Genomic DNA, 22,133 nt, shown 5'->3' with positions numbered 1-22,133 from the left:
AAAATGAGCGCCCCCTTCATCCCCCGCAAAGCGGCAGGCTCAGCCCTGTCACGCACCACCCTCAACGTGCGTGAATTCATCGATGCGGCACCGCTCTCGCGCGTGCAGTTCCGCATCATTCTTCTGTGCTTTTTGATTGTTGCGCTGGACGGCTTCGATATCGCAATCATTGGGTTCCTCGCCCCTCATATCCGTAGCGAATGGTCGTTGTCCATGGTTGCGTTGGGGCCGCTGTTCTCCGCTGGCCTGTTAGGTCTAATGACTGGCGCCTTCCTCTGTGGGCCATTGGCGGACCGCATCGGCCGACGTCGTGTACTGATCCTCTCGGTGGCCTGGTTCGGTGCTGCGTGTGCGGCCTCCGCGGTGGCACCGGGCATTGCCACATTGATCGCTCTGCGCTTCCTCACCGGGCTCGGACTGGGTGGCGCGATGCCAAATGCCATTACATTGACAGCAGAGTTCAGTCCTTCTCACCGCCGAGGCACGTTGTTGACGGTGATGTTCTGTGGGTTCTCCTTGGGCTCTGCGGTTGGCGGCCTGGTCACAGCCCATCTGATCGACAATGTAGGCTGGCGAGGGGTACTGGCCATGGGCGGCCTACTCCCACTTGTGCTAGTGCCGGTCCTGGCCCTGGCATTGCCAGAATCCGTGCGGTATCTGGCGACGCGAGACGGCATGCAACGCCGGATCGCGGCCATCCTGAAACGCATCAATCCGCGCGGCATCGAAGACAATCAGCAGTACATCGCCGACGAGCCGGAGGACCCGGGGTCTCCAGTTGCCCAACTGTTCGGGCCGCGTTACCGAAACGGGACACTGTGGCTATGGCTATCGTTCTTCTGTAGCTTGCTACTGCTCTACCTGATGATCAACTGGCTGCCGATTCTGGTACAGCGCAGCGGACTTTCGCTCAAGGATGCGTCAATGCTTGCGGGGCTGCTACAGGGCGGTGGAGTGGTTGGCGCAATCGCGCTTGGTGTGCTCCTGGACCGGTTCGACCCATATGTTGTGGTGGCTGTTGCGTTTGTTCTTGGTGGAGTCGCGGTCGCCTGTCTTGCTTCGACGGTTACGCCTCTGGCAATGGCTGTGGCAATCTTTGTTACCGGTTTTTGTGTAAGCGGATCACAGGTGTGCGCGAATGTGTTGGCGTCCGCCTTCTACCCAACTTCGAGCCGTGCAACCGGTGTGGCATGGGCACTCGGGATCGGGCGCGTCGGAGCCATTACAGGATCTCTCGGCGGCGCCCTCATGTTGTCGGCCGGCTGGAGTAATAGCACCCTCTACCTTCTACTGGCGATACCGGCGACTGTCGCGGCAGTCGGCATTTTTCAGACAGGGCGCATGCAGCGCGTGAACAAGACGCTTGACAATCTCGCACCAGCACGCGAACGAGCATTGGCTGCCACTGCTGGCCAAACGCGATAGCAAAGAACCGACATCCCAGTAGTCATCGATGAAGGGGCGCGTTGATAGCGACGCCGGCCAAGGCCGCACGACTTTGATCAACGCCTTCGACAAGCCTTAGTTGCCAATTTACTTGGAGTTGCCATGAACACTTCTATTGCTCTGCGTCCGAAAGAAAATCAACCAGGTTATGAGGTCAGTCCGGAAGAATGGAGGGTCCGGGTGGACCTTGCTGCGGCCTACCGGCTGGCACGGCTCGAGGGCTGGGATGATCTCATCTACACCCACATCACTGTGCGTGTGCCCGGGAAGGACGAGCATTTCCTCATCAATCCGTTCGGACTTGCATTCGAAGAGATTAATGCCTCCAGCCTTGTGAAGGTGGACCTGGATGGTGCCATCGTCGGAGATGCTGCGGCCGAGGTGAATGGCGGCGGGTACACCATCCACAGTGCTGTACACGCCGCGCGACACGATCTGAATTGTGTGATGCATCTGCATACAAATGCAGGAATCGCAGTATCGATGCTCGAATGTGGGCTGCTGCCGCTGTCGCAGCATGCGATGTTGTTCCATGACCGTCTCGGCTATCACGAGTACGAAGGCCCTGCTCTCGGCCTTGCCGAACGCGAGCGCCTGATCGCTGATCTGGGGTCCCATAGCGCCATGATTCTCCATAACCATGGTCTGCTTACCGCCGGGCATACGATCGCAGAGGCATTTGTACGCATGTCCTATCTGCAGCGAGCATGCGTGACGCAGCTCGATGCCATGGCCACACAAGTCAAGCTGAAACAACCTAGCGCGGCGCTGGCCGAGACTACGGCTCGTATTCACTCCGAAGATGTCGTTCCGCTCGGCCATCGCGAATGGCCGGCAATGCTCCGCCGTCTGAATCGCGAGCTGCCTGGCTATGACACGTGATCAACGCCTCATCGTCATCCGGGACCCGATTCTAGGGTGCATTCCCGAGGATGTGACTCAGTTACTGATGCTACGCGGCTATGCCCCTGTGCTGGTCACGCCGGAGGAATTCATTTGCGCGTCGGCAAGCCTGCTTGACACAGGCGAGGTGGTCGTCTGCGGCGTGTCCGTACGGTTTGACAGACGTTTGATGGATCGGATGCCACGGCTCAAAGCCATTGTCTCCGCTGTCATCGGCACGGACGCCATTGATATCGACGAAGCAAAGAGTCGCGGAATCCACGTTGCGAACAGCCCAGCTATCGAGACCTCTGAAAGCATGGCCGAAGCTACTGTTCTGCTCATCTTGGCTTGTTCTTTCGATCTGCGTACCCGCATGCGCGAGTTCGACAATGATTGGAGTCGGCCGGCGCGACCCACAGGCCGAACACTGATGGGAAAGACTATTGGTCTCCTTGGATTCGGCCGGACCGCGCGTGGAGTCGCTCGGCGCCTCACCTCATGGGGTGTTGAGATCTTGGCGTTCGATCGAGGCAGGCAGTACGAGGAAGAAAAGGTGAAATGCGTTCCCCTCGAGATATTGCTGCGCAACAGCAACATCGTCAGTTTGCATTTGCCGCTGACCCCGGAGACAGAGATGTTCCTTGATCGGGAACATCTTTCCATGCTGCCGGACGGCGCTATTGTAGTGAACACCGCGCGCGGCAAGCTTATTGACGAACAGGCATTGACAGACGAGGTTCAGTCCGGCCGCATCAGAGCGGTCGGACTGGACGTATTTACAAGCGAACCGCCAACCAAGACCGCCGCCCTGGAACTCGGCGAGGCATCGATATTGACGCCCCATGCCCTTGGCCACACTCAGGAATCCTTCAATGCGCTGTCGCGAATGGCAGCAGAGAACGCCGACTGTGCCTGTAAAGGCTTACGAATACCGTACCTAGTCAATTAAGCCGAATACGAGACCAGAAGAGACTGGTCCACCACCAAAAGGAGACATTCAAGGTGCTTACTGTCAAACGAGTATCACTCGTGCTGGTGTCGCTCACCCTTGCCTTTCCGGCGGCTGTCTTCGCCGAGAAGACCGATTATCCGATGAAGCCTCTGACGTGGATTGTTGGTTACCCGCCAGGCGGAGGTATCGATTTCCTGGCACGCACCGTGGGACGAAAGATGTCCGATCAACTCGGTCAGGCTGTCGTCGTGGAAAACCGTGCCGGAGCCGCAGGGATTGTCGGAGCGAGTGCTGTTGCCCGGGCCGCTCCGGATGGATACACGTTCGGAAGCCTAGGAAATGGCGAGCTCGTATTTAATCAGATGCTCTACAAGAAGCTGATCTATAACCCGCAGAAGGATTTTGTGTCTGTGGGGCCGGTGGCCAAGATTCCCTTCCTGCTCGCCGTCAATTCCTCTCTACAGGTGAAGTCGGTCAAGGAGCTGGTCGCGTATGCCAAGAAGAACCAGCTTCAGTATGCGTCGGGAGGCATCGGCCATCCCAACCATCTAATGATGGAGCTATTCAAGGAGAAGGGAAATTTCGATATCGGGAACATTCCTTACAAAGGAATGGCACCTGCGCTGCAGGATTTTCTGTCTGGACAAGTTCCCGTGATGTTCATCGACCTGGCAACGGCGATTTCGCAGGTGAGCACGGGACGTTTCCGTATCCTCGCAACCACGACAAAGGAACGGCTCGAAGCCTTACCTGACGTTCCCACAATGATCGAAGCCGGGATCCCCGACTTTGACATTTATGCGTGGCAGGCGATTGCCGTTCCGGCCGGCATACCACATCCGACGGTTGATCGACTCAACCGAGCACTTCAAGCTTCCCTGCGCGATCCGGAAGTGCAGGCTGCATTCAAGAAGGCAGGCATGCAGCCGATGCTTGGTGACGCCCGATTCTTGGATCGACTGATTGAAACAGACCGCAAGTACTGGGCGCCTGTCATAAAGTCGCTGCGCATTCAGCTTGACTAGATTATTCGCTATTGTTCCTGGTTGTATCTCGTCGATTTTTCGATGGGTCATTGGTTCAAAAATATAAAAGCCATTTGGAGGAGATAAAGATGAACCTAAAGCGACTGTTAGCAATCCCCGCGGCCTTGCTGCCATTGACGATATTCCCCTCGCTGGCACAAGCCCAGAGCAACGTCATCCTCTACGGTGTAGTCGACTCTGGTGTCGCCTGGGTAAATGGGGTCGGCGCGAACCGAAACTCGGCTGCCTTCGTTCCGAACCTTACCGGAACAGTACCTTCCCGTTGGGGGATGCGGGGAAGCGAAGATCTTGGTGGAGGCAATAAGGCGATCTTCTGGCTGGAGTCGGGTTTCGGCACGGATACGGGTGTTTCCGGCCAGGGCGGTCGCATTTTCGGTCGCCAAGCATTGATCGGACTCTCTGGGCAATGGGGTCAAGTTGCATTCGGTCGGCAATCCACCATGCTGTTCTGGGCGATGGCGGAACCGGATATGCTTGGACCCAATATTTTCGGGTCTTCATCGTTCGACACTGGCATTCCCAATGCACGATCTGATAACACCGTCTCCTATAAGGGGACCTTTGGGGGGCTAACCGCCGGTGCCACCTATAGCTTCGGACGGGACGTTGTGAATGCGGGTCCGAGCCCGGCTGGTACAAATTGCGCTGGAGAACTCCCATCTGATTCTCGGGCATGCCGGGAATGGTCTGCTCTTCTGAAGTACGACGCGGCTACATGGAGCGTGGGGGTCGCCTACGACTCGCAGCGTGGGGGACCGGGCGCATTTGGTGGCCTCACAAGTAGCTCACTGACTGACGATCGTCTATCGGTAAACGGGTACTTCATGTTGGGACAGGCGAAGATCGGCGGCGGTTGGCTACGTCGCGACAATGAAGGAATCCCGACGCCAATCAGCGACCTCTTTTATTTCGGCGCTTCCTATCCCGTGACGCCGTCGTTCAACGTCGACGGCGAAGCCTTCTATCAGAAGTACCATAACAATGCGAACAAAGCTTGGATGCTCGCCGCTCGGGGCACATACCTGTTCTCGAAGCGAACCTCTGTGTATGGCACAGTGGGATATATCGTCAATAGCGGACAGTCCGCACTGTCCGTCAATATCGGGCAGGCAGGCTACAACCCTGGCCCTGGCGGCAATCAGTTTGGCGCCATGATCGGGGTCAAGCAGGTCTTCTAGCAGGCTACTTGCCGGTAGCCTCGTGCTGGTACCCGGACGCTCGCGCGGAACAGACATCTCCTTCGTTCGTATGTCCGGTCGCCGGCCAGAAACCCTGTACAACCATCTACACTGCCTAGGATACCCGCTATGGATCTCGCTTCCCTGCAATATTTTCTGCGTGTGGCCGAACTCGGTAGTATCAACCGCGCCGCGGCGGACTTGGGGTTGTCGCAGCCTGCGCTGTCGCGCAACATTGCGTCGCTCGAGCATCAGATTGGGACTTGCCTCTTCACGCGCAGACGGGACGGCGTGACGCTCACCGAGGCGGGACACCTGCTCGCTGACAGATCGCGCCCCTTACTTGGTCAGTTTTCCCTGATCAAAGAAGAGGTCGGGCAAATGGCCGCCGGTCACCTGACCATTGGGTTGCCGCAAGCGTGGAAGCACGTATTTACCATTTCGTTCATTGCACAGTTTGTCAGGCAATATCCGGGCGTAGCGGTGAGGATTCATGACGGGGTCAGCAATACCTTGCGGGAGTATCTTGCCGCAGGGACGCTTGACTTGTGCATTATGCCGTTCGAGCCGTTGGCACTTGATGGATGCGCCCAGACGCCACTGGTCCGTGAGCCGATGATCGCCATTGGCAATGTGACAGCCGGCTTCCAGCCCACCGAAGAATTGTCGTTGACCACGCTCAGCGAGGCGGCGTTGATCATGCCGGGACGAGCAAATGTCTTGCGGCAACATGTTGAGAAAGCCTTCATCAGCAAGGGAATGCGAATGAGAATGCTGTTCGAGCCATTTACCCAGGACCTTTGCATAGAGTGCGCAAGGGTCGGCCTAGGCATCGCTATCACACCTGCATCCTCCTTACAGGGCTATGCAAATCCCGAGAGTTTGACCTGGGCGCCGCTCAAGGGGTTGTACGCCACATGGTCATTGCACGAGAACGAGGCCCGTGCTCATTCAGAAGCGGTGCGGGCGGCCAAGCATTTGATCACCAGTATGTTCAGCCGGCAGGAGAAATTGTGGTTCGGCGCTGAGCTTGTTTCAGCACCTTCGTCCTCCCTCACAATTCCGAGCAAGTCGACGCAACCGCAAACTGTATCTGAAACAGCCTTACTGTGAAGGGCCAATTTTCCGCATATTGTTGCGTCGAATCATTCTTCCCTTTCTGGATTCCCACTCTTCGGAGAATCCATTGGGGAGTCGAAGTAGCTCCGTCACTTTAACCTAAGTTAAAGAAAATTGGTGTCATTCTTATTTTTGTAAAATCTGTCATTATTAGATTGGCGATTGTTATACGAATTTTTGATAACCGTCATGTCAATGCAACATTATTCAATCTGCAGGAAGCCATCTACCATGAAATAGTGATTTGGGTGAGCGTGCCGACAGACAGGATCCGGGCGACACAATTAAATCAATATCACTTCTCATAAATCCAAGCGTTCAGAAAAACTTTTTACGGTTTAAAACGATGGATTTTTACATAGCTCTATAATGCAGGAGCAGTAAATGCTGACTTTCGAATCCAAAATGTCGTCCGCCGCCGTTGTGCCGGCTTTCATCAAACAGCTTCAATACTGCAAGCTGAAGCCCACGGAAACGGTGCTGTTCCTGACGGATGATTCCAGCCCGCGGGAAATCGTTGATGCTGGACTTGCAGCTTGCACCAGTCTTGGCAGCGCCAGTTACGAAGTCCACGTGCCCAGCGGCCCGGATGTGCGCTATGTGGGTGCCAATCCGTATGAGGCCCCTGGTCTTCTCGAGGCCTTTAAACGGGTTGATCTTGTAGTGTCGTTCGTTGTTGGATTTTTCTCGGGCTGGGAGCGTGCCGTCCGCGAATCCGGTGGGCGCATCCTGAACATCTTGGACGTGCCATGGATGTTACTGAAGCTCCAGGGCAACGAGGATTTCAAGCGCGTTGCGCTCGCCGCTCGAAAGCAGGTTGATGCCACCAAGACCATTCGTGTTACCAGTGTTGCTGGTACGGATTTCTCCTATGACGTTGACCATGGCGCTCCGAGTCTCTGTCACTACGGGGCGGCGGACGAGCCGGGCCACATGGATGAGTGGGGCCAGTGCATGATGGGTGCATTCCCGGTTGATGGATCGGCGAACGGAACTGTGGTCATCCAACCCGGCGACATCTGGGCGCTTCCCTACATGAGAATCGTGCAAAGCGAGATCAAGGTGGACATTCGTGAGGGCTTTGTACGGAATATAACCGGCGGTCTTGATGCACACCTTTTCCGAGCCTGGCTCGATGAGTGCAAGACCTCGAAAGAAGACCTTGATCCCTACGCTGTTTCGCACCTGGGTTGGGGCATGAATCCTAATTCTTCATACCACGACGTGGTGAACTTCGAGCACAAGATGGATCACTTGGTAGCCGCAGTTCGTGGCTTACCGGGCAGTTATCTGTTCTCGACAGGGCCGTCACACAAGCGCAAGACAAAGGGGCACATCGACATGCCGTTGCTGGGATGCACTGTCATGCTCGATGGCCGCACTGTGATTCAGGACGGAAAGATCATCGATCCAGAAATGAAAGTGTAACGCAATACTATGGGCAGCCATCGAGGCTGCCTTGTTTTCACTTCTACGCCACAGGGCTCGCTGAGATTGCGATCCGAATACCTCAAAACAACGAGATTCCCATGAAGACAGAATTTATTAAGAAAATGTGCAGGATTGCCGTGTTGTTGGCTGTGGCGACCGCCGGACACGCTGCCGCGCAAACACCTTTCCCGACGAAGCCCGTTCGAGTTGTATTGCCGTATTCTGTCGGAAGTGGAGTAGATTCCGTGCTACGCCAAGTTGGCGAAAAGCTATCGCGAGAATGGGGACAGCCGGTTCTCATCGACAACAAGCCCGGCGCAAACGGATGGCTTGCATTGAACGAAGTCAAGCGAGCCCCCCCTGATGGGCACACGTTGATCGCGGTCGATGCAACTCACATGACGCTTCAGCCAAATCTCTACACGAAGTTGCCTTTCGATCCGGTAAGAGATTTCGAGCCTGCGGCGCCGCTGTACAAGGTCAAGTTCTTCATTGTGGTGAGCGCCGATTCTCCGTGGCGGAATGTTAGCGATCTACTTGCGGCGGCCAAGGCGAAGAACGGAAGGATGACATATGGCACTTGGGGCATCGGCAGCGTTGGCCATGTTGGTACGGCGATGCTCGAATCCGCGACCGGGACAAAAATGACGCACGTACCGTTCAAGGAGCTTGGCCAGCTCTACACGGCAGTTTCCACAGGCGAAGTGGATTGGGCTTTCGGCGTCGCGGCAACTGTTGCGCCACTATACAAGGCCAAGAAGATCAAGCTTCTTGCATACGCTGGCCCGACAAGGCTTGCCGGCTATACCGATGTAGCGACGGTAGCCGAAGCGGGTGGCCCTGCAGGCTTCGAACTCAGCACTTGGGTTGCGCTCTACGCACCCAAGGGAACATCCAAAGCGGTTATCGATCGCATTCAGGCTGGTGTCGCAAAAACTATGGCAGACCCCCAAGTTCGGGAGCGTCTCGAGGGCAGTGGTTTTGGATTTGGCTTTGAGCCATGGATCGGCTCACCGACCGAAATCACCAAAGCTGTGGACGCAGACACACGACGCTATGCAGAAATTGTCAAGCGATCAGGAATTTCACTGGATTAAGTGTGGTCCTCACCAATCCGGTGGCCCTCACCCCATTTCGATAGTCGGATTTTTAGCTGAGTGCTCTTGCGGCCTTGCCGCGCATCGCAGTCACCGCCACTGCGATTCGCGGCAAGGCTTCCTTTTTCAATCTCGCGAGGAAGCAACGCGTCCGATGAATTCCAGAAAACGCGGCCCAACAGAATCTACCACACTGTTCAGGAGTAGCACCGGGCTGAAGTGGTTGCTGCCATCTACAACGAGGAATTGGGGCAGTGGCTTGTTGGCCCGGACACGTCCAGACAGGACGGCAACAGCGTCGCGTTGCAAGCTGGAGAAGTCGTTTTCTCCCACGATGAGGAACAGCGGCATATCCGAAGATGAAAGCCCTGTGAGACTGGACTGGCTTTCGAATTTCTCAGGGTCCACGCCAAAATATGCCGCGCTTGGGGTCTCAACCGTGTTGTCGTAGAATCCGGAGGCCAGAATGCATGCCGCGACCTCGGAAGGCGCCGGTTGAAGCGTAATCGCCGTTGCCACATGCACGGCGCCCGCAGAATGCCCCATCAGGAAGATGCGTGGTACGCGACCAATAACACGTTGCGCGTGAGCCGATAACGCTGCGGTTGCACTGAGAACGTCTTCGCCACCGGCAGGCCAAGGATGATCGGGCGCCAGCCGATAGTTCATCGTTGCCGCACACATTCCGTGCGCAGCCGCCCAAACACCAATGTTGTCGTAGAAGGGGCTGTTTGGCTCTCGTTTGCTTCCTCGTACAAAGCCGCCGCCATGGACAAAAAGCAGCACAGTATCCGCTGACGATTCAGCTAAGTCAGCCGGTTGAAACCAGTCAAACGTCTGGCGAGCATGAGAACCGTAGGCGATGTCACGTTCGATCACTGCCATGTGTCCATTAGAACACTGCAGGTCAGCGAGCGCGGCGACGGTCTCTTCGAAGTTCATTGGTTTGCCGATGGCCAGGGCCTCACGTACTTGCGCATTGGACTTTGCGAAGTCGCAACCGTCGGTAGAGCCAAATTTGGGATGGATGGTGGTATGCATCGGAGCGGCGGATAGTAGGACAGTATTGATGGCTATACAGGTGCCACGTCTTCGAGAATATGGTGATTTTACTATACAGTCAATATTTTAACGGGTACGTCATGCGGCTCGCGCTTGGCTGGTGATAACCCCACGATGACGCCCAAGGCGGACGTGTGTGGTACTGCGTTGCGGAGTTGCGCCGGCCCGTGTACCGACCTGCGCACGGATTTGACGGATCGACAAGCCCGCTCGGCTGGCTTCGCCGCGGCGCTGCTCGAACGGACGGCGGCGAGAGCCCGGACGCAAACTACCTGCAACTGGCCGCCTGAAGCGCTGTGGACGCCGAGATTCTTGCCCGAGATTTGTTTAGAAACGATAATTTGTTCACCAAGATGAGCCAACGTGGGACCGGGCATGGAAGTCGCGATAGAGATTGCTATCGCGATTTTTTGGCCAGCTTGGTTGTCGGACTAAATTGGAGCGAACGGCGCCTTTACCTCTGGAAGCAGTCCTCGCGGTCGCGCGAAGGCGGTCGGCTGTTCAGGGTCGCTATGCAGAAATTTGCATGGCGACTCCTATGCGTAGGTCGCAACTATGCGCAGATCGTGCACAGGCACGTGGTTGATTCAGTTGCGACTCAGCTCCCAGCGAGGTAGCGTGTCGCCCACGATGTCGTAGCAGCGGTTTACGCCCGCTTGTTCGAGAACTTCGACAACGATTTCCGCAACCTTCTCGCTCACGTTCGTCCTCGAAACGTGTTGTGATCGGGGGAGATAGCCCTAGGTATGGATACGCGCAGGACGCCCGAGCTACTGCCCTAACCGCTTCCGAAGGAACTCGATGAAGCGCTGCGTCTTCGCCGGCAGCAGACGGGTCTCGGTGATGGCATAGACGGGCATCGGCGCGCCGTGCCATGCCGGCATGATGCGGCGCAGCTTCCCGCTGGCCAGTTCATCAGCGACGATTTCCTCCGGCATCAGGACGATGCCCATGTCTAGCGTTGCCAGGCGGCGGCTCATGCCAACGCTGTTGAGCGTGAACCGCCCACCCAACGACACCGTGGCGGTCCGCTTCCCGTCCCGCAACGTCCACGAGCCCGCCTTCAGAATGCCCAGGCACTCGTGCTGCGCCAGGTCGGCGGGCTTGATTGGCTCGCCCGATCGTTCAAGGTAGCCCGGCGAGGCGTAGAGGTGAGGCGTCAGCGAGGCCAGCGTGCGTGCGATCAGTCGCGAGTCTTCTGACTCCCCCATGCGGATCGCCACGTCGAAGGGCTCGCTGACCAGGTCGACCCGTCGCGGCGTCAGGTCGAAATCAAAGGTGATGCCGGGATAGAGGCCGGCAAACTCGGCGATCAGGGGCGCCAGGTAGGTCACCGCGAAATCCACCGGCAACGAAGCGCGCAACACGCCGCTGGGCTGGGCGAGCATTTCGCCAAGCTGCTCATGTGCCAGCCGGGCTTCATCAACGATGCGCTTGCAGCGCTCGAAGTATATCTGGCCGGCTTCGGTCAGTTCGATCTTGCGTGTCGTGCGATGCAGCAGGCGCAGCCCGATCGCCCTCTCCAATCCGCTGATTCGCCGCGACAGCGTCGAGTTCGGCACTCCCATCGCCTCCGCAGCACTGCGAAAGCCCTTGGCTTTGACGACCTCCACGAACAAAGCCATGTCGTTCAGCAGCTCCATACTAATTGCTCCATTGGTGGATCAATGTTATCCAAAATACCATATTTATCCCGCAGGAGAAACGATGGATGATTCCTCCATCCGAAATCAGAGGAAGTCGTCATGAAGCGGGACAAGCGCGTGGCATGGCATCGCACCGATGCCTTCGCCCGGGATGTCGAAGGAAAGCAGATTGCCGTCATCGGCGGCACCGGCGGTATCGGCCGTGCCCTGAGCCGGCATCTGGCGTCGCTCGGTGCCAACGTTGTGGTCGTAGGGCAGACCTTCCGTGATGCCGGGGTACCCGGGATCAAGTTCATCCAGGCCGACCTGAGCCTGATGCGCGAGGCACAGCGTGTCACCGCGGAACTGCCGGCGCAGACGCTGGACATGGTGATCTTCACCACCGGCATCTTCGCGGCGCCGCAGCGCCAGGAAACGGTGGAAGGCATCGAGCGCGACCTGGCCGTCAGCTACTTGAACCGGATGGTCATCCTGCGCGCCATCGCGCCGAGGCTGGGCACGCAGCGTCCCAAGTCGTCTATGAAGCCGCGCGTGTTCCTCATGGGCTATCCCGGCGGCGGCCAGATCGGCACGCCGGACGACCTCAATGCCGAGAGGTCCTACAAGGCGATGCCGGTGCACATGAACACCGTCGCCGGCAACGAAATGCTCGTGCTCGATGCGGCCAAGCGTTATCCGCACGCCACGTCCTTCGGCCTGAACCCCGGCCTCATCAAGACCAACATCCGCGACAACTTCTTCGGCAAGGACTCGCTGAAGTCGCGGGTGATGGAGACGCTGATTGGGCTGCTGACACCCACCGCTGACACCTATGCCCGGCGCATTATGCCGCTGCTGCTCACACGCGACATCGAAGGCCACAGCGGCGCGATGTTCAACAACAAGGGCCAGGCCATCCTGCCGTCGGCAGGACTGACCGACGAGCACATCCGCGAGTTCATGGCCGCGTCAGAAACGTTAGTGGCCCGCACAGGTATCCAGGCTACGGCTTCGTGGAAAGCGAGTCGGCCTCTTTACCCATACACCACATTCAAGGATTCCATCATGAGCAAACTGTTCGATCCCGTCCGCGTCGGTCGCTACACTCTGCAAAACCGCCTGGTCATGGCACCGATGACCCGCAGCCGAGCCCAGTACGACGGCACGCCGGGCGAACTGGCCGCCGAGTATTACGCCCAGCGCGCCGGCGTCGGCCTGATCGTCACCGAAGGCACCCAGCCCTCGGACGACGGGCAGGGTTACCTGACCACGCCGGGCATCTACACCGACGCGCATGTCGCCGGCTGGAAGCAGACCACCGATGCGGTGCATGCCAGAGCTGGTCACCTCTTCATCCAGTTCATGCACGCCGGGCGCATGTCGCACCCCGACAACACGCCGCATCATCGCCAGGGCGTCGCGCCTTCGGCCATCGCCCCGGGCACGCCGATGTTTACGGCCAAGGGCATGCAGGACATTCCCGTGCCGCGTGCGCTCTCCACCGAGGACGTGCGCCAGACCGTCCAGGATTTCCGCTACGCGGCGCGCCGCGCGATTGAGGCCGGCGTCGATGGCGTCGAAATCCACGGCGCGAACGCCTACCTGATTCAGCAGTTCTTCGCCCCGAGTGCCAACACGCGCACCGACGAATACGGTGGCTCGATCGCGAACCGCGCCCGCTTTGCCATTGAGGTGGCCACCGCGATCGCCGAGGAAATCGGCGCGGACAGGACGGCCATCCGCCTGTCACCCGGCACAACGATGTGGGGCATCGACGAAGGCGCTGAAGGACCGGATCTCTACCGCTACCTGGTCGCTGAACTCGACAAGCTGGGGCTGGCCTACCTGCACATCATGCACCAGGGCAACGAACCGCTGCTGGCCGAGATCCGCAAGCTTTGGAAAGGCACGCTGATCCTGAACCGGCCGGGCCGCCCGCGTGAGCAGATCGGGGCCGACCTGGCGTCGGGGCTGGCCGACCTGGAAGCCTACGGCCAGATGGTTCTTGCGAACCCCGATTTCGTCGCCCGGTTGAAGGACAGCGCGCCGATGAACGAGGCGGACCGCAATGGTTTCTTCGGCGGTACGGCGCAGGGCTACACCGATTACCCGACCTTGAGCGAAGCCCAAGCCGCCTGAGGCCACCATCATGTCCGTCATTGCCCCGCTCCAGCGCGCCAACCACGGCAGCCACTTCCGGGCCTATGGCCTGCGCGGCGTGGCCGCGCTGATCGATCCCTTCATCGGGGTCGATCATGCTTGGATGAGCGCGCCGACCTTTCCGCCGCATCCCCATGCCGGCTTCTCGGCGGTGTCGTACCTGTTCCTCGATTCGGAAACGGGCATCGACAACCGTGACTCGCTCGGTACCCGCAACCTGATCCGGCCCGGTGGCCTGCACTGGACGACAGCCGGAAGCGGCATCGTCCACGAGGAAGTTCCGGCCGAGACCGGCAAGACCGTCCATTCGCTGCAAATCTTTGTCAACCTCGCGCCGAAGCAACAGGGCATTGCGCCTTTCGCCTTGACCCTGGAACCGCAGGACGTACCGGTTGTGCAGTTGCCGGGCGCCAAGGTGCGCGTGCCCGTGGGAAGCTTCCGGGACGCACGTTCCCCACTGAACCCGCCGACCGAAGTGACGATGCTCGACATTTCACTGGAGGAAGGTGCCGAACTGACCGTGCCCGTCGCAGCGGGCCATTGCGCCTTCGTCATGCCGATCTTCGGCACGGTGAGGGTGGCCGGTCAGGACTTCGGGCACAACGATCTCAAGCTCCCCGTCTCTCCGGCGCAGGACGCGCCCCACGCGATCACGCTTCAAGCGCTCCACTGCAGCACCAAGGTCATGCTCTTTGCCGGCCCGCCGCTGCACGCCACTGCAACCTGACCACAAAGGAGTCTCATCATGACTTTCGAACGATTCACTGGCGATAACGCCGCGCTTCTGTTGATCGACCACCAGGTCGGCACCATGGGCTGGGTAAATTCCATCCCCTTCGAGGAGATGAAGCGCAATGCGCTGATGCTGGCCAAGACCGCCCAAATCCTGAAGATGCCGGTCGTGCTGACCTCCAGCATGGAGGAATACGCACAGGGGCCGCTGCTGAACGAACTGGAAACCATCCTGCCGGCCGAGTTCGCTGCCCGCATCAAGCGCGTCGGTATCGTCAACGCGATGGACGATGAGAACTTCGCTGCGGCCGTCAAAGCGACCGGGCGCCAGAAGCTCATCATCGCTGGCGTCACCAACGACGTTTGCACGGTGTTTCCGGCACTGAGCCTGGTGCGCGACGGCTACGAAGTGCAAGTCATCGCCGATGCCGGCGGCTCGCCGAGCAAAATCAGCGATGACATGGCCTTGCGTCGCATGGAAAAGAACGGCGTCACGCTCTCCAGTACGAATCAGGTGGTTGCTGAGCTTGCGGGCAGTTGGAGCACGCCCGAAGGGATGCATATTATGCAGGAAGTGGTAATGCCCGCATTGCAGGGCTAAAAGAGTGAGCACCTCTTGCCAAGCCAGAGGTGCTACTCCGATGGGTTGGCGGTGCGGCCTATCCGCGAGCGACAACGTGAAGGCATCGCGCTCGCCGCACAGCGCGCAGAAGCCGGTGTTCCCGGCGTCGTGTGCTTTGGGAATCAAATGAAGTTCTAAACGTCCAGTCGACCTCTCTTAGCGATGCCTCCTGAAATGCAGCAATGACGAACATCAGAATCCGACTTGCATTCTGGGCGCTGGCATACCGCCGCACGAAGTGCTGTCCGACCAGGAACTTCACGTGCTGCAGTGCTGACGGCTGGCAAGAGCATCAATGACGATGAAAGCAAACCAGGAAGACAGGGGGACGGTCCCAGCGAACTGATCGATGCCAGGGCCGCCATGGCGATGCTTGGGATCAAGTCGCAGACGCTCTACTCGTACGTTAGCCGCGGATTCATCCGTGTGGTCAGTGCGCCACCGGGTAGCAAGGGAAGTCTGTACTATCGACAGGATGTCGAGGTATTGCAGATGCGTAGACGCAAGGACCGCCCTCGCGTGCAAATGGCTCAGCGAGCGCTGCGGATCGGTGGAGAGCCGGTGCTCAAGAGCGCCACTACCGCCATCACGAACGAAGGGCCCGTCTACCGGGGGTTACCTGCGATAGAACAGGCGCGCAGCGGCGTACCTTCGAGGACTGCACAGAACTGCTCTGGGGCGGCGTGCTGCCGGTGCAACCTTCTTAATTGGCAGCCGCAATCCCTGCCGCCGGCATTCGATGGCTTTCTTGAGTTCGTCGCGGCGCCGGTGGGGGGCCGTAATACGCGGCGGCTCTTCTCGGCGTTGGCGATATGTCGTAGCGGCAACGCCGAACTCAGCAGGCGCGTCCTTGGAACCTCGCGAGCTGTGCCAACCAAAGCTGGTTGGTCGAAAAAACCGAGGCACCGCCCATTCCGCCTTGATGTGCAGCCCAATCGCTCTGGTCGTATTACGGGTCTCGTGCTGTCGTGTGGCCGTTTGCCGAAACGGGCCAAAAGGCCTTCTACGGCCGCGCCGAAGGTTACATCGTTGTCAACGAGCCAACAGTTCGTTTTGTACTGACGCTAGTACGAATTCCGAGAGTTCCGGGTCATCGACTGCGCGCGCTATCATGACCGCTCCGACCATCGCAGCCGTGAAGCAAATCACTTGGCTCTCTTTCGGTCTACCACGCCTCCAGGGGAGGCTATCCCCCAAAGCCGAGATCATGGCCTTTAACCGACTGGTGAAGCTACTGCGCATCGCCGGTTCGCGTGCGACGTCGACCACGAATGCTGCCAACGCACATCCGGCTTCCGGATGATCGCGATGCGCCGCACTCAGATAGCTAGAGAGAAACTCCGCTTTACGATTCTCTCCGTAGTTCGCCACGCGACGCACCTCTTCAAGAGTTTGCTCCATTGCATGTTCAAGGCTTGCGCACGCCAACGCTTCCTTGGAGTTGAAATGTGCGTAAAAGCCACCGTGCGTCAGGCCGGATGCCTTCATGACATCCCCAATGCTGGCGCCGGCTACGCCCTTGGCCCTGAACAGCCGAGAGGCCTCCTCGATGATTTTTTGGTGCCGCTGGGCGGTCACATGGGCTGGGTAGCGCATAACTCTGTGCTTCTCCGTTGATGAAAGGTCATGCTTGACTCTAAAGATGATGCCTATCATACTTGCATCCAAGCATGATGATCATCATGTATAAATGCTTGACGCATGACGCTGTCGGTCCCCGCCAGGACCAGGTCGTGAGCCTGAGGGCCTCGGCTCTGCCCGGGCGCGCGAGACAGTCGCCTCATCAGCCAACGTCACGTCGATAGAGGAACTTCACATGTCCAAACAACAAGTCGCCATTGTTACCGGAGCATCATCCGGAATCGGAACCGCCGCCGCAAAAAAGCTCGCCGAAAGCGGATTCCGAGTATTCGGCACCGCGCGCAATCTCGCCAAGGCCCCTGCATTGGCTGGCGTAGAGTTTATCGAGATGGATGTCAGCGATGATGATTCCGTGCAACGCGGCGTCCAGCAAGCCCTTGAACGAGCAAGCCGTGTCGACGTGCTGGTCAACAACGCTGGAACATCACTGCTCGGCGCAATGGAGGAAGCATCGGTCGCCCAGGTCAAAGCGCTTTTTGAAACAAACGTGTTTGGCGCATTTCGCGTAACGCAGGCCGTGCTTCCGCACATGAGAGCCCAGCGCTCCGGTCGGATTGTGAACATCAGTTCAGTACTCGGCTTTGTTCCGGGTCCCTACTTGGGGCACTACACGTCATCCAAGCATGCCCTGGAAGGGTTTTCCGAGTCGCTGGATCACGAAGTACGCCGTTTCAATGTGCGCGTGTCCATCGTCGAACCGGCTTATACGCGCACAAATCTTGATGCCCAGTCCGCACGCCCAGTCGCGACAATCACCGACTACGACAAGGATCGAATTAGTTCTACCGAGGCATTTGCGAAGAAGCTGACCGGCGCGCCGGGACCTGACTACGTTGCGGGAGTGATTGTCGAGGCAGTTGCCGGTCCGTGGCGTATGCGTTGGGCTCCCAAGGGTGAAGCGGCACTGCTGAGCAAGCTGCGGCGTTTCGTGCCCACAAAAATGTTCGACTCGAGCGTGCGAAAAGCGTTTGGCCTCGTCTAATAGGTAAGCGTCCGCCCAGTACCGTCTAGACGGTGAAGCGTTGATAAGCACAATAGGTTTCCACCAAACGATAGGTGGGGACCTATGTCGGAGTCTGCTAAGGATCAGGATGGTTACCGTAGGGAGCCAAGGCGACGCTTCCCGGCCGAGTACAAGCGCGAGGTTGTGCAAGCACTGCTGTCGTCGAGGATGTCGCTAGCGCGCGGAACGTGTCAATGACTTTGCGTCACCTGGCTTCATGAATTTACTGTGCCGGGCTGTGGTGTGTTTGGGGTAATGGCCTCCGATGGCGGCGGGTTGATCCAGACTGCTGTGGGCAGCCGCGGTGGTTCAGGGCGACGCCCTTTAAACCTGTTTGGGGACGCCCGGAATGCTGTGTCGAGTGCTGCCTGACGGGTGAGGTGCAAGTCCTGGGCGAGCCCATAATGAACGCTGTGCGGCGTCATGAATCCGATGCTCGAGTGCCGATGCACGGTGTTGTACCAGGCGAAGAGCGTCTGACAGTGGGCGCGCGCATCCTCAATGCAGCCGAAGCGCGCGGGGAAGTCCGGGCGGTACTTCATCGTCTTGAACTGCGACTCCGAGAAGGGATTATCGTCAGATACGTGAGGCCGGCTGTGGCTTTTGGTGATGTCCAGGTCGACCAGCAACGCGGCCACCGGTTTAGAGCGCATGCTGGCACCGCGATCGGCATGAAGCGTGAGCACGCCGGGGGCGATATCGTGGCGTGCCACGCTGTCGGCGATGAGCTGTTCAGCGAGCTCCGCGCTCTCGCGCCCGCGATCAACCAGCCCACGACATGGCGGCTGAAGATGTCCAGGATGACGTAGAGGTGGAAGCACGTCCACCTGGCTGGCCCCTTGAGTTTGGTGATGTCCCACGACCACACCTGGTTAGGCGCGCGCGCCAGCAACTCAGGCCTGACGTAGGCCGGATGGACAAGCTGGTTGCGTCGCTCGCGCGAGCCGCCATTGGCCGCCAGCAACCGGTACATGGTGCGCACCGAGCCCAGGTAGCGGCCCTCGTCGAGCAACGTGGCGTGTAGCGCCGCCGGCGCGGTGTCGGCGAAGCGCTCGCTGTTAAGGGTGTCCAGCAGCACCTGGTTTTCCAGGGCGTCCAGAGCCAACGGTGGCCGGGGCCGGGCGGTGGACCGTGGCAGTGGACCGATGAAGGCCATGCGACGCAGGTGGGCCCGCTGCCGGGCAGGCGTGCCGCGCGGTACGCCCAGGGCATGGCAGGCCGCGCTCGCGCCCAGGGCCGGAGTGAGCTCTTGCACAGCCGCCATTACGGCTTGTCGGTGTCGTCGTCGATCGGATTGCCCAGCAAGGCTGCAAGTTTTTTTTGGACCTCGATCACCAGCAGGGCCTTGTCGAGTCGGCTCCTGAGGTGATCGCGCTCGCGTGTGAGCTGCGTGATGTGCCGCGCCTCGGCCCGATTCTCGTCGAATTTGGGTCCGCGCTTTTGTGGGGCAAGGGCAGCCAGTTCGGCAGCCTCGCGCTGGCGCCGCCACGTGCTCAAGGATGACGAGTACACGCCTTCACGGCGCATCAGCGCGCCGATCTCTCCGGGCTTGGTGCAGCGGTCAGCCGCCTCCAGTATGCGGCGCTTGTCGGCGTTGGAAAATTGCCTGCGTCGAGCGCGGGCAACGACCTCTGAATCGGTGCCGGACGCTGACGCCAGCGTCGCCGATCCGGGCGCCTCTTCAGTCGCCCTACGGGCTCCTTGCGTTGCGCCCGGATCGGACACATTCTTGACGGCAGTCATCGTTGCCTTGGATGAGTTGTTGACGGTCATACCTACCTCGTTGCTCACTAATTTATCAGGGATAGGTGACGCACGTCATATTGGCACGGGGGGGTGCTCTGGTGGAGTGGCGTCGAGCGCCAGCGTGTGACGGACCCGGTAGACCAGCTCAGTGAGCGCACCATCGAGATCGAGCACCTGAAGCTGCTCATCGCGAAACTGCGTCGCATGCAGTTCGGCCGCAAGTCGGAAAATCTGGACCACCAGATCGAGCAGCTCGAACTACGACTGGAAGAACGAGGCGGATGAGGGCGCAGCGCCGATCAGGATCGGCCGTGCTTCGCGCATACTGCCTGAGCCGGCACAGCGCAGGCCGCTGCCCTCGCATCTCCCACGCGACGTCCAGGTGCACCTGCCCGTGTCCGCGGAGCGTTGCGCGGACTGCGGGGGTCCCACCATTGCCGAGCGGATCTCAGGGAGTGCGAACGCTCTTACATTTCTCGGCACGACGCTTGCGGAACGGCGGGAAGAGAATCGAAGGATGGATTGCGCGCAACGTCCTGGTCTCACCCTCTGATTGCTCAACCCTTCGCCAGGGTCCGAGCCGACAGAAAAGCCAGGGGCAACGGGTCTTGCGTCAGCGCCGCGAAAGCGGGCTTGGCACCCGCACCGCTTCTGCATTGGAAGCAGCCCCCTGGCCGCCGCATCTCGCCCGGCGTAAGCGCGGGACGCGGGAGCAAAACAATGACAAGCCTTTGCCGGCATTACCGGCGTGTTTCCTCCGGTTGCACCCCGGCATAGCCTTCGACTACCACTACGTCTCCGATTGATCCCGCCTTACGCAAGGCCGCAGCAGTCTGGTACTCCGGCGATTGGTAGCAGGCAAGCGCCGTTTCGTAGTCGTCGAACTCGATCACCACAAGGCGCGAGCGGAAGCTGCCTTCCACCACCGCTGCCTCGCCGCCCCGGATCAGATAGCGCCCGCCATACTTGCGATAGGCGATCTGGTTGGCCTCGCTGTAGGCTGCGAACTTCTCCTGGTCGGTAATTTCTACCTCGCCAATCCAATATCCCTTGGGCATGTGTTGCTCCTGGCTGTTTTCGGTGAGATGTTGCTGGGTAATCATGGGATCAGGATGCTGGATCCGGTCGTCTTTCTGCCCTCTAGGGCGCGATGCGCCTGGACAGCGTCCGCTAATCCATAACGGCCGCCGATATTCGCCTTGACCGCGCCGCTTTGCATCATGGAGAACAGGTCGGCGGCCATGTCGTCGAGATCTGCGCGGCGGGCGGCATAGTGGAACAACTGCGGCCGCGTGAAGAAGAGCGACCCTCGCCTGGTAAATTCAAAGGCCTCGATCGGAGGCAGCGTGCCTGATGCATTGCCGAAGCTGACGAACGTGCCAAGCGGCGCCAGGCAGTCAAGCGAACCGACATAGGTGTCCTTGCCGACGGAGTCATACACTACCGGCACACCCGCCCCGCCGGTGATATCGCGCACTCGCTGGACGAAGTCCTCGCGGGAATAGACTATGGGAAAATCGCACCCGTTTACCCGGGCCAATTCCGCCTTTTCCTCGGAACTGACCGTGCCGATGACTTTCGCGCCAAGGGCCCTGGCCCATTGGCACGCCAGCAACCCCACCCCTCCTGCAGCAGCGTGGATCAGGATCGTGTCGCCAGCCTTCACGCGATAGGCTCGGCGCAGCAGGTATTGCGTCGTCAGACCCTGCAGGGTTACCGCGGCGGCCTCCTCGAAATCCACACCGGCCGGTATATGGATCAATTCCCCTTCCGGCACCGACCGTTCCAGGGCGTACGAGCCCGGCACGCTGCCGGCATACGCCACGCGGTCGCCTACCTGGAAGCCGGTGACGCCATCCCCGACGGCAGTGACCACGCCTGCTGCCTCCATGCCGATCCCACCAGGGAGCGGCATCGGATACAAACCCGTACGGAAGTAGACGTCGATGAAGTTGACCCCCACTGCATGATGCCTCACCTGAACCTCGCCGGCACGGGGTTCGGCCAGCGCCACGTCAACCCACTGCATGACTTCCGGTCCACCGGTCTCGTGGATCCTGATCGCCTGGGTTTTACTCATGCCGGCAGCTCCTCGTACCCTTCGATCACGACAATGTCTCCCTGCGAAAAGGGTTGGCGCAGGGACATCGCCGCCCGATACTCGGGCGACCGATAGCAAGCCAGGGCGGTCTGATAGTCCTTGAATTCGATCACCACCACGCGCGAACGCAGCGATCCCTCCACCACCTCCTTCTCCCCGTTGCGGATGATGAAGTGCCCGCCGAACTTGTCGAACACTGCCTTGTTGGCAACGATATAGCCTTTGTAGCCGTCGACATCGGTGACATCGACCAATGCGATCCAGTAGCCTTTACGCATGACTACTCC

At 59.2% G+C, this 22,133-nt stretch carries 18 protein-coding genes and 3 pseudogenes; 14 read left to right on the top strand and 7 right to left on the bottom strand.

Annotated features, from left to right (window positions below; genetic code table 11):
- Positions 1 to 3 precede the first annotated feature (3 nt).
- The 8 genes from AC1Q7Q_RS22330 (at position 4) to AC1Q7Q_RS22295 (ending at position 9,154) form a co-directional block, all read left to right on the top strand.
- Positions 4 to 1,425, top strand: a complete 1,422-nt coding sequence (locus AC1Q7Q_RS22330; RefSeq protein ID WP_492371111.1) for an MFS transporter — start codon at positions 4 to 6, stop codon at positions 1,423 to 1,425.
- A 123-nt stretch (positions 1,426 to 1,548) separates the two neighbouring features.
- Positions 1,549 to 2,328, top strand: coding sequence for a class II aldolase/adducin family protein (locus tag AC1Q7Q_RS22325; protein ID WP_492371110.1), 780 nt, complete (start codon positions 1,549 to 1,551; stop codon positions 2,326 to 2,328).
- Entirely contained in the window at positions 2,318 to 3,280 is a 963-nt protein-coding gene (locus tag AC1Q7Q_RS22320; RefSeq protein ID WP_492371109.1) for an NAD(P)-dependent oxidoreductase, read from the top strand. Before AC1Q7Q_RS22325 ends, AC1Q7Q_RS22320 begins: the two co-directional genes overlap by 11 nt.
- Before the next feature lie 53 nt (positions 3,281 to 3,333).
- Positions 3,334 to 4,308 (top strand): Bug family tripartite tricarboxylate transporter substrate binding protein, encoded by a 975-nt coding sequence (locus AC1Q7Q_RS22315; protein ID WP_492371108.1) that lies wholly within the window; start codon positions 3,334 to 3,336, stop codon positions 4,306 to 4,308.
- 89 nt (positions 4,309 to 4,397) lie between these two features.
- Positions 4,398 to 5,507, top strand: coding sequence for a porin (locus tag AC1Q7Q_RS22310; protein ID WP_492371107.1), 1,110 nt, complete (start codon positions 4,398 to 4,400; stop codon positions 5,505 to 5,507).
- Between the two features lie 129 nt (positions 5,508 to 5,636).
- On the top strand, positions 5,637 to 6,620 hold the full coding sequence (locus AC1Q7Q_RS22305; protein WP_492371106.1) for a LysR family transcriptional regulator: 984 nt from the start codon (positions 5,637 to 5,639) through the stop codon (positions 6,618 to 6,620).
- A gap of 390 nt (positions 6,621 to 7,010) precedes the next feature.
- Complete coding sequence (locus AC1Q7Q_RS22300; RefSeq protein WP_492371105.1) at positions 7,011 to 8,054, top strand: 2,5-dihydroxypyridine 5,6-dioxygenase NicX family protein; 1,044 nt, start codon at positions 7,011 to 7,013, stop codon at positions 8,052 to 8,054.
- Positions 8,055 to 8,155: 101 nt separating this feature from the next.
- Positions 8,156 to 9,154, top strand: coding sequence for a Bug family tripartite tricarboxylate transporter substrate binding protein (locus tag AC1Q7Q_RS22295; RefSeq protein WP_492371104.1), 999 nt, complete (start codon positions 8,156 to 8,158; stop codon positions 9,152 to 9,154).
- Positions 9,155 to 9,280: 126 nt separating this feature from the next.
- Here AC1Q7Q_RS22295 and AC1Q7Q_RS22290 read toward each other — a convergent pair whose 3' ends face one another.
- Positions 9,281 to 10,195: an alpha/beta hydrolase gene (locus tag AC1Q7Q_RS22290; RefSeq protein ID WP_492371103.1), complete on the bottom strand. Its 915-nt coding sequence runs from the start codon at positions 10,193 to 10,195 to the stop codon at positions 9,281 to 9,283.
- Between the two features lie 791 nt (positions 10,196 to 10,986).
- Complete coding sequence (locus AC1Q7Q_RS22285) at positions 10,987 to 11,859, bottom strand: LysR family transcriptional regulator (RefSeq protein WP_492371102.1); 873 nt, start codon at positions 11,857 to 11,859, stop codon at positions 10,987 to 10,989.
- Positions 11,860 to 11,961: 102 nt separating this feature from the next.
- Between AC1Q7Q_RS22285 and AC1Q7Q_RS22280 the strand changes: the two are divergent.
- From AC1Q7Q_RS22280 to AC1Q7Q_RS22265, 4 genes and pseudogenes are all read left to right on the top strand, one after another.
- Positions 11,962 to 12,297: pseudogene (locus AC1Q7Q_RS22280) on the top strand (SDR family NAD(P)-dependent oxidoreductase); the annotation flags it as partial.
- A gap of 609 nt (positions 12,298 to 12,906) precedes the next feature.
- Positions 12,907 to 13,980: an alkene reductase gene (locus AC1Q7Q_RS22275; RefSeq protein WP_492371134.1), complete on the top strand. Its 1,074-nt coding sequence runs from the start codon at positions 12,907 to 12,909 to the stop codon at positions 13,978 to 13,980.
- Between the two features lie 10 nt (positions 13,981 to 13,990).
- Positions 13,991 to 14,728 (top strand): pirin family protein, encoded by a 738-nt coding sequence (locus AC1Q7Q_RS22270; RefSeq protein WP_492371101.1) that lies wholly within the window; start codon positions 13,991 to 13,993, stop codon positions 14,726 to 14,728.
- An 18-nt stretch (positions 14,729 to 14,746) separates the two neighbouring features.
- The gene (locus tag AC1Q7Q_RS22265) at positions 14,747 to 15,334 is read left to right on the top strand and encodes an isochorismatase family protein (protein WP_492371100.1); all 588 of its coding nucleotides are present in this window, start codon (positions 14,747 to 14,749) and stop codon (positions 15,332 to 15,334) included.
- 1,053 nt (positions 15,335 to 16,387) lie between these two features.
- On the opposite strand, the gene AC1Q7Q_RS22260 is transcribed toward AC1Q7Q_RS22265, so the two are convergent.
- On the bottom strand, positions 16,388 to 16,951 hold the full coding sequence (locus tag AC1Q7Q_RS22260) for a TetR/AcrR family transcriptional regulator (protein ID WP_492371099.1): 564 nt from the start codon (positions 16,949 to 16,951) through the stop codon (positions 16,388 to 16,390).
- A 220-nt stretch (positions 16,952 to 17,171) separates the two neighbouring features.
- On the opposite strand from AC1Q7Q_RS22260, the gene AC1Q7Q_RS22255 reads away from it, so the two are divergent.
- Positions 17,172 to 17,978 carry an oxidoreductase gene (locus AC1Q7Q_RS22255; RefSeq protein ID WP_492371098.1) on the top strand — a complete coding sequence of 269 codons (807 nt, stop codon included), beginning with the start codon at positions 17,172 to 17,174 and terminating at the stop codon, positions 17,976 to 17,978.
- A gap of 236 nt (positions 17,979 to 18,214) precedes the next feature.
- On the opposite strand, the pseudogene AC1Q7Q_RS22250 reads toward AC1Q7Q_RS22255, so the two are convergent.
- A pseudogene (locus tag AC1Q7Q_RS22250) lies at positions 18,215 to 19,742 on the bottom strand (IS3 family transposase).
- Positions 19,743 to 19,835: 93 nt separating this feature from the next.
- Between AC1Q7Q_RS22250 and AC1Q7Q_RS22245 the strand changes: the two are divergent.
- Positions 19,836 to 20,172: pseudogene (locus AC1Q7Q_RS22245) on the top strand (transposase domain-containing protein); the annotation flags it as partial.
- 313 nt (positions 20,173 to 20,485) lie between these two features.
- On the opposite strand, the gene AC1Q7Q_RS22240 reads toward AC1Q7Q_RS22245, so the two are convergent.
- From AC1Q7Q_RS22240 to AC1Q7Q_RS22230, 3 genes are read right to left on the bottom strand one after another with little or no spacing between them, the layout of a single operon-like run.
- On the bottom strand, positions 20,486 to 20,848 hold the full coding sequence (locus AC1Q7Q_RS22240) for a DUF1330 domain-containing protein (protein WP_492371097.1): 363 nt from the start codon (positions 20,846 to 20,848) through the stop codon (positions 20,486 to 20,488).
- Complete coding sequence (locus AC1Q7Q_RS22235) at positions 20,845 to 21,825, bottom strand: quinone oxidoreductase family protein (RefSeq protein ID WP_492371096.1); 981 nt, start codon at positions 21,823 to 21,825, stop codon at positions 20,845 to 20,847. Before AC1Q7Q_RS22235 ends, AC1Q7Q_RS22240 begins: the two co-directional genes overlap by 4 nt.
- On the bottom strand, positions 21,822 to 22,124 hold the full coding sequence (locus AC1Q7Q_RS22230) for a DUF1330 domain-containing protein (RefSeq protein WP_492371095.1): 303 nt from the start codon (positions 22,122 to 22,124) through the stop codon (positions 21,822 to 21,824). Before AC1Q7Q_RS22230 ends, AC1Q7Q_RS22235 begins: the two co-directional genes overlap by 4 nt.
- Positions 22,125 to 22,133 lie beyond the last annotated feature (9 nt).

The organism is Cupriavidus sp. GW823-FHT07A04, from assembly GCF_058794615.1.
This window is presented reverse-complemented; position numbering and strand designations above follow the sequence as displayed.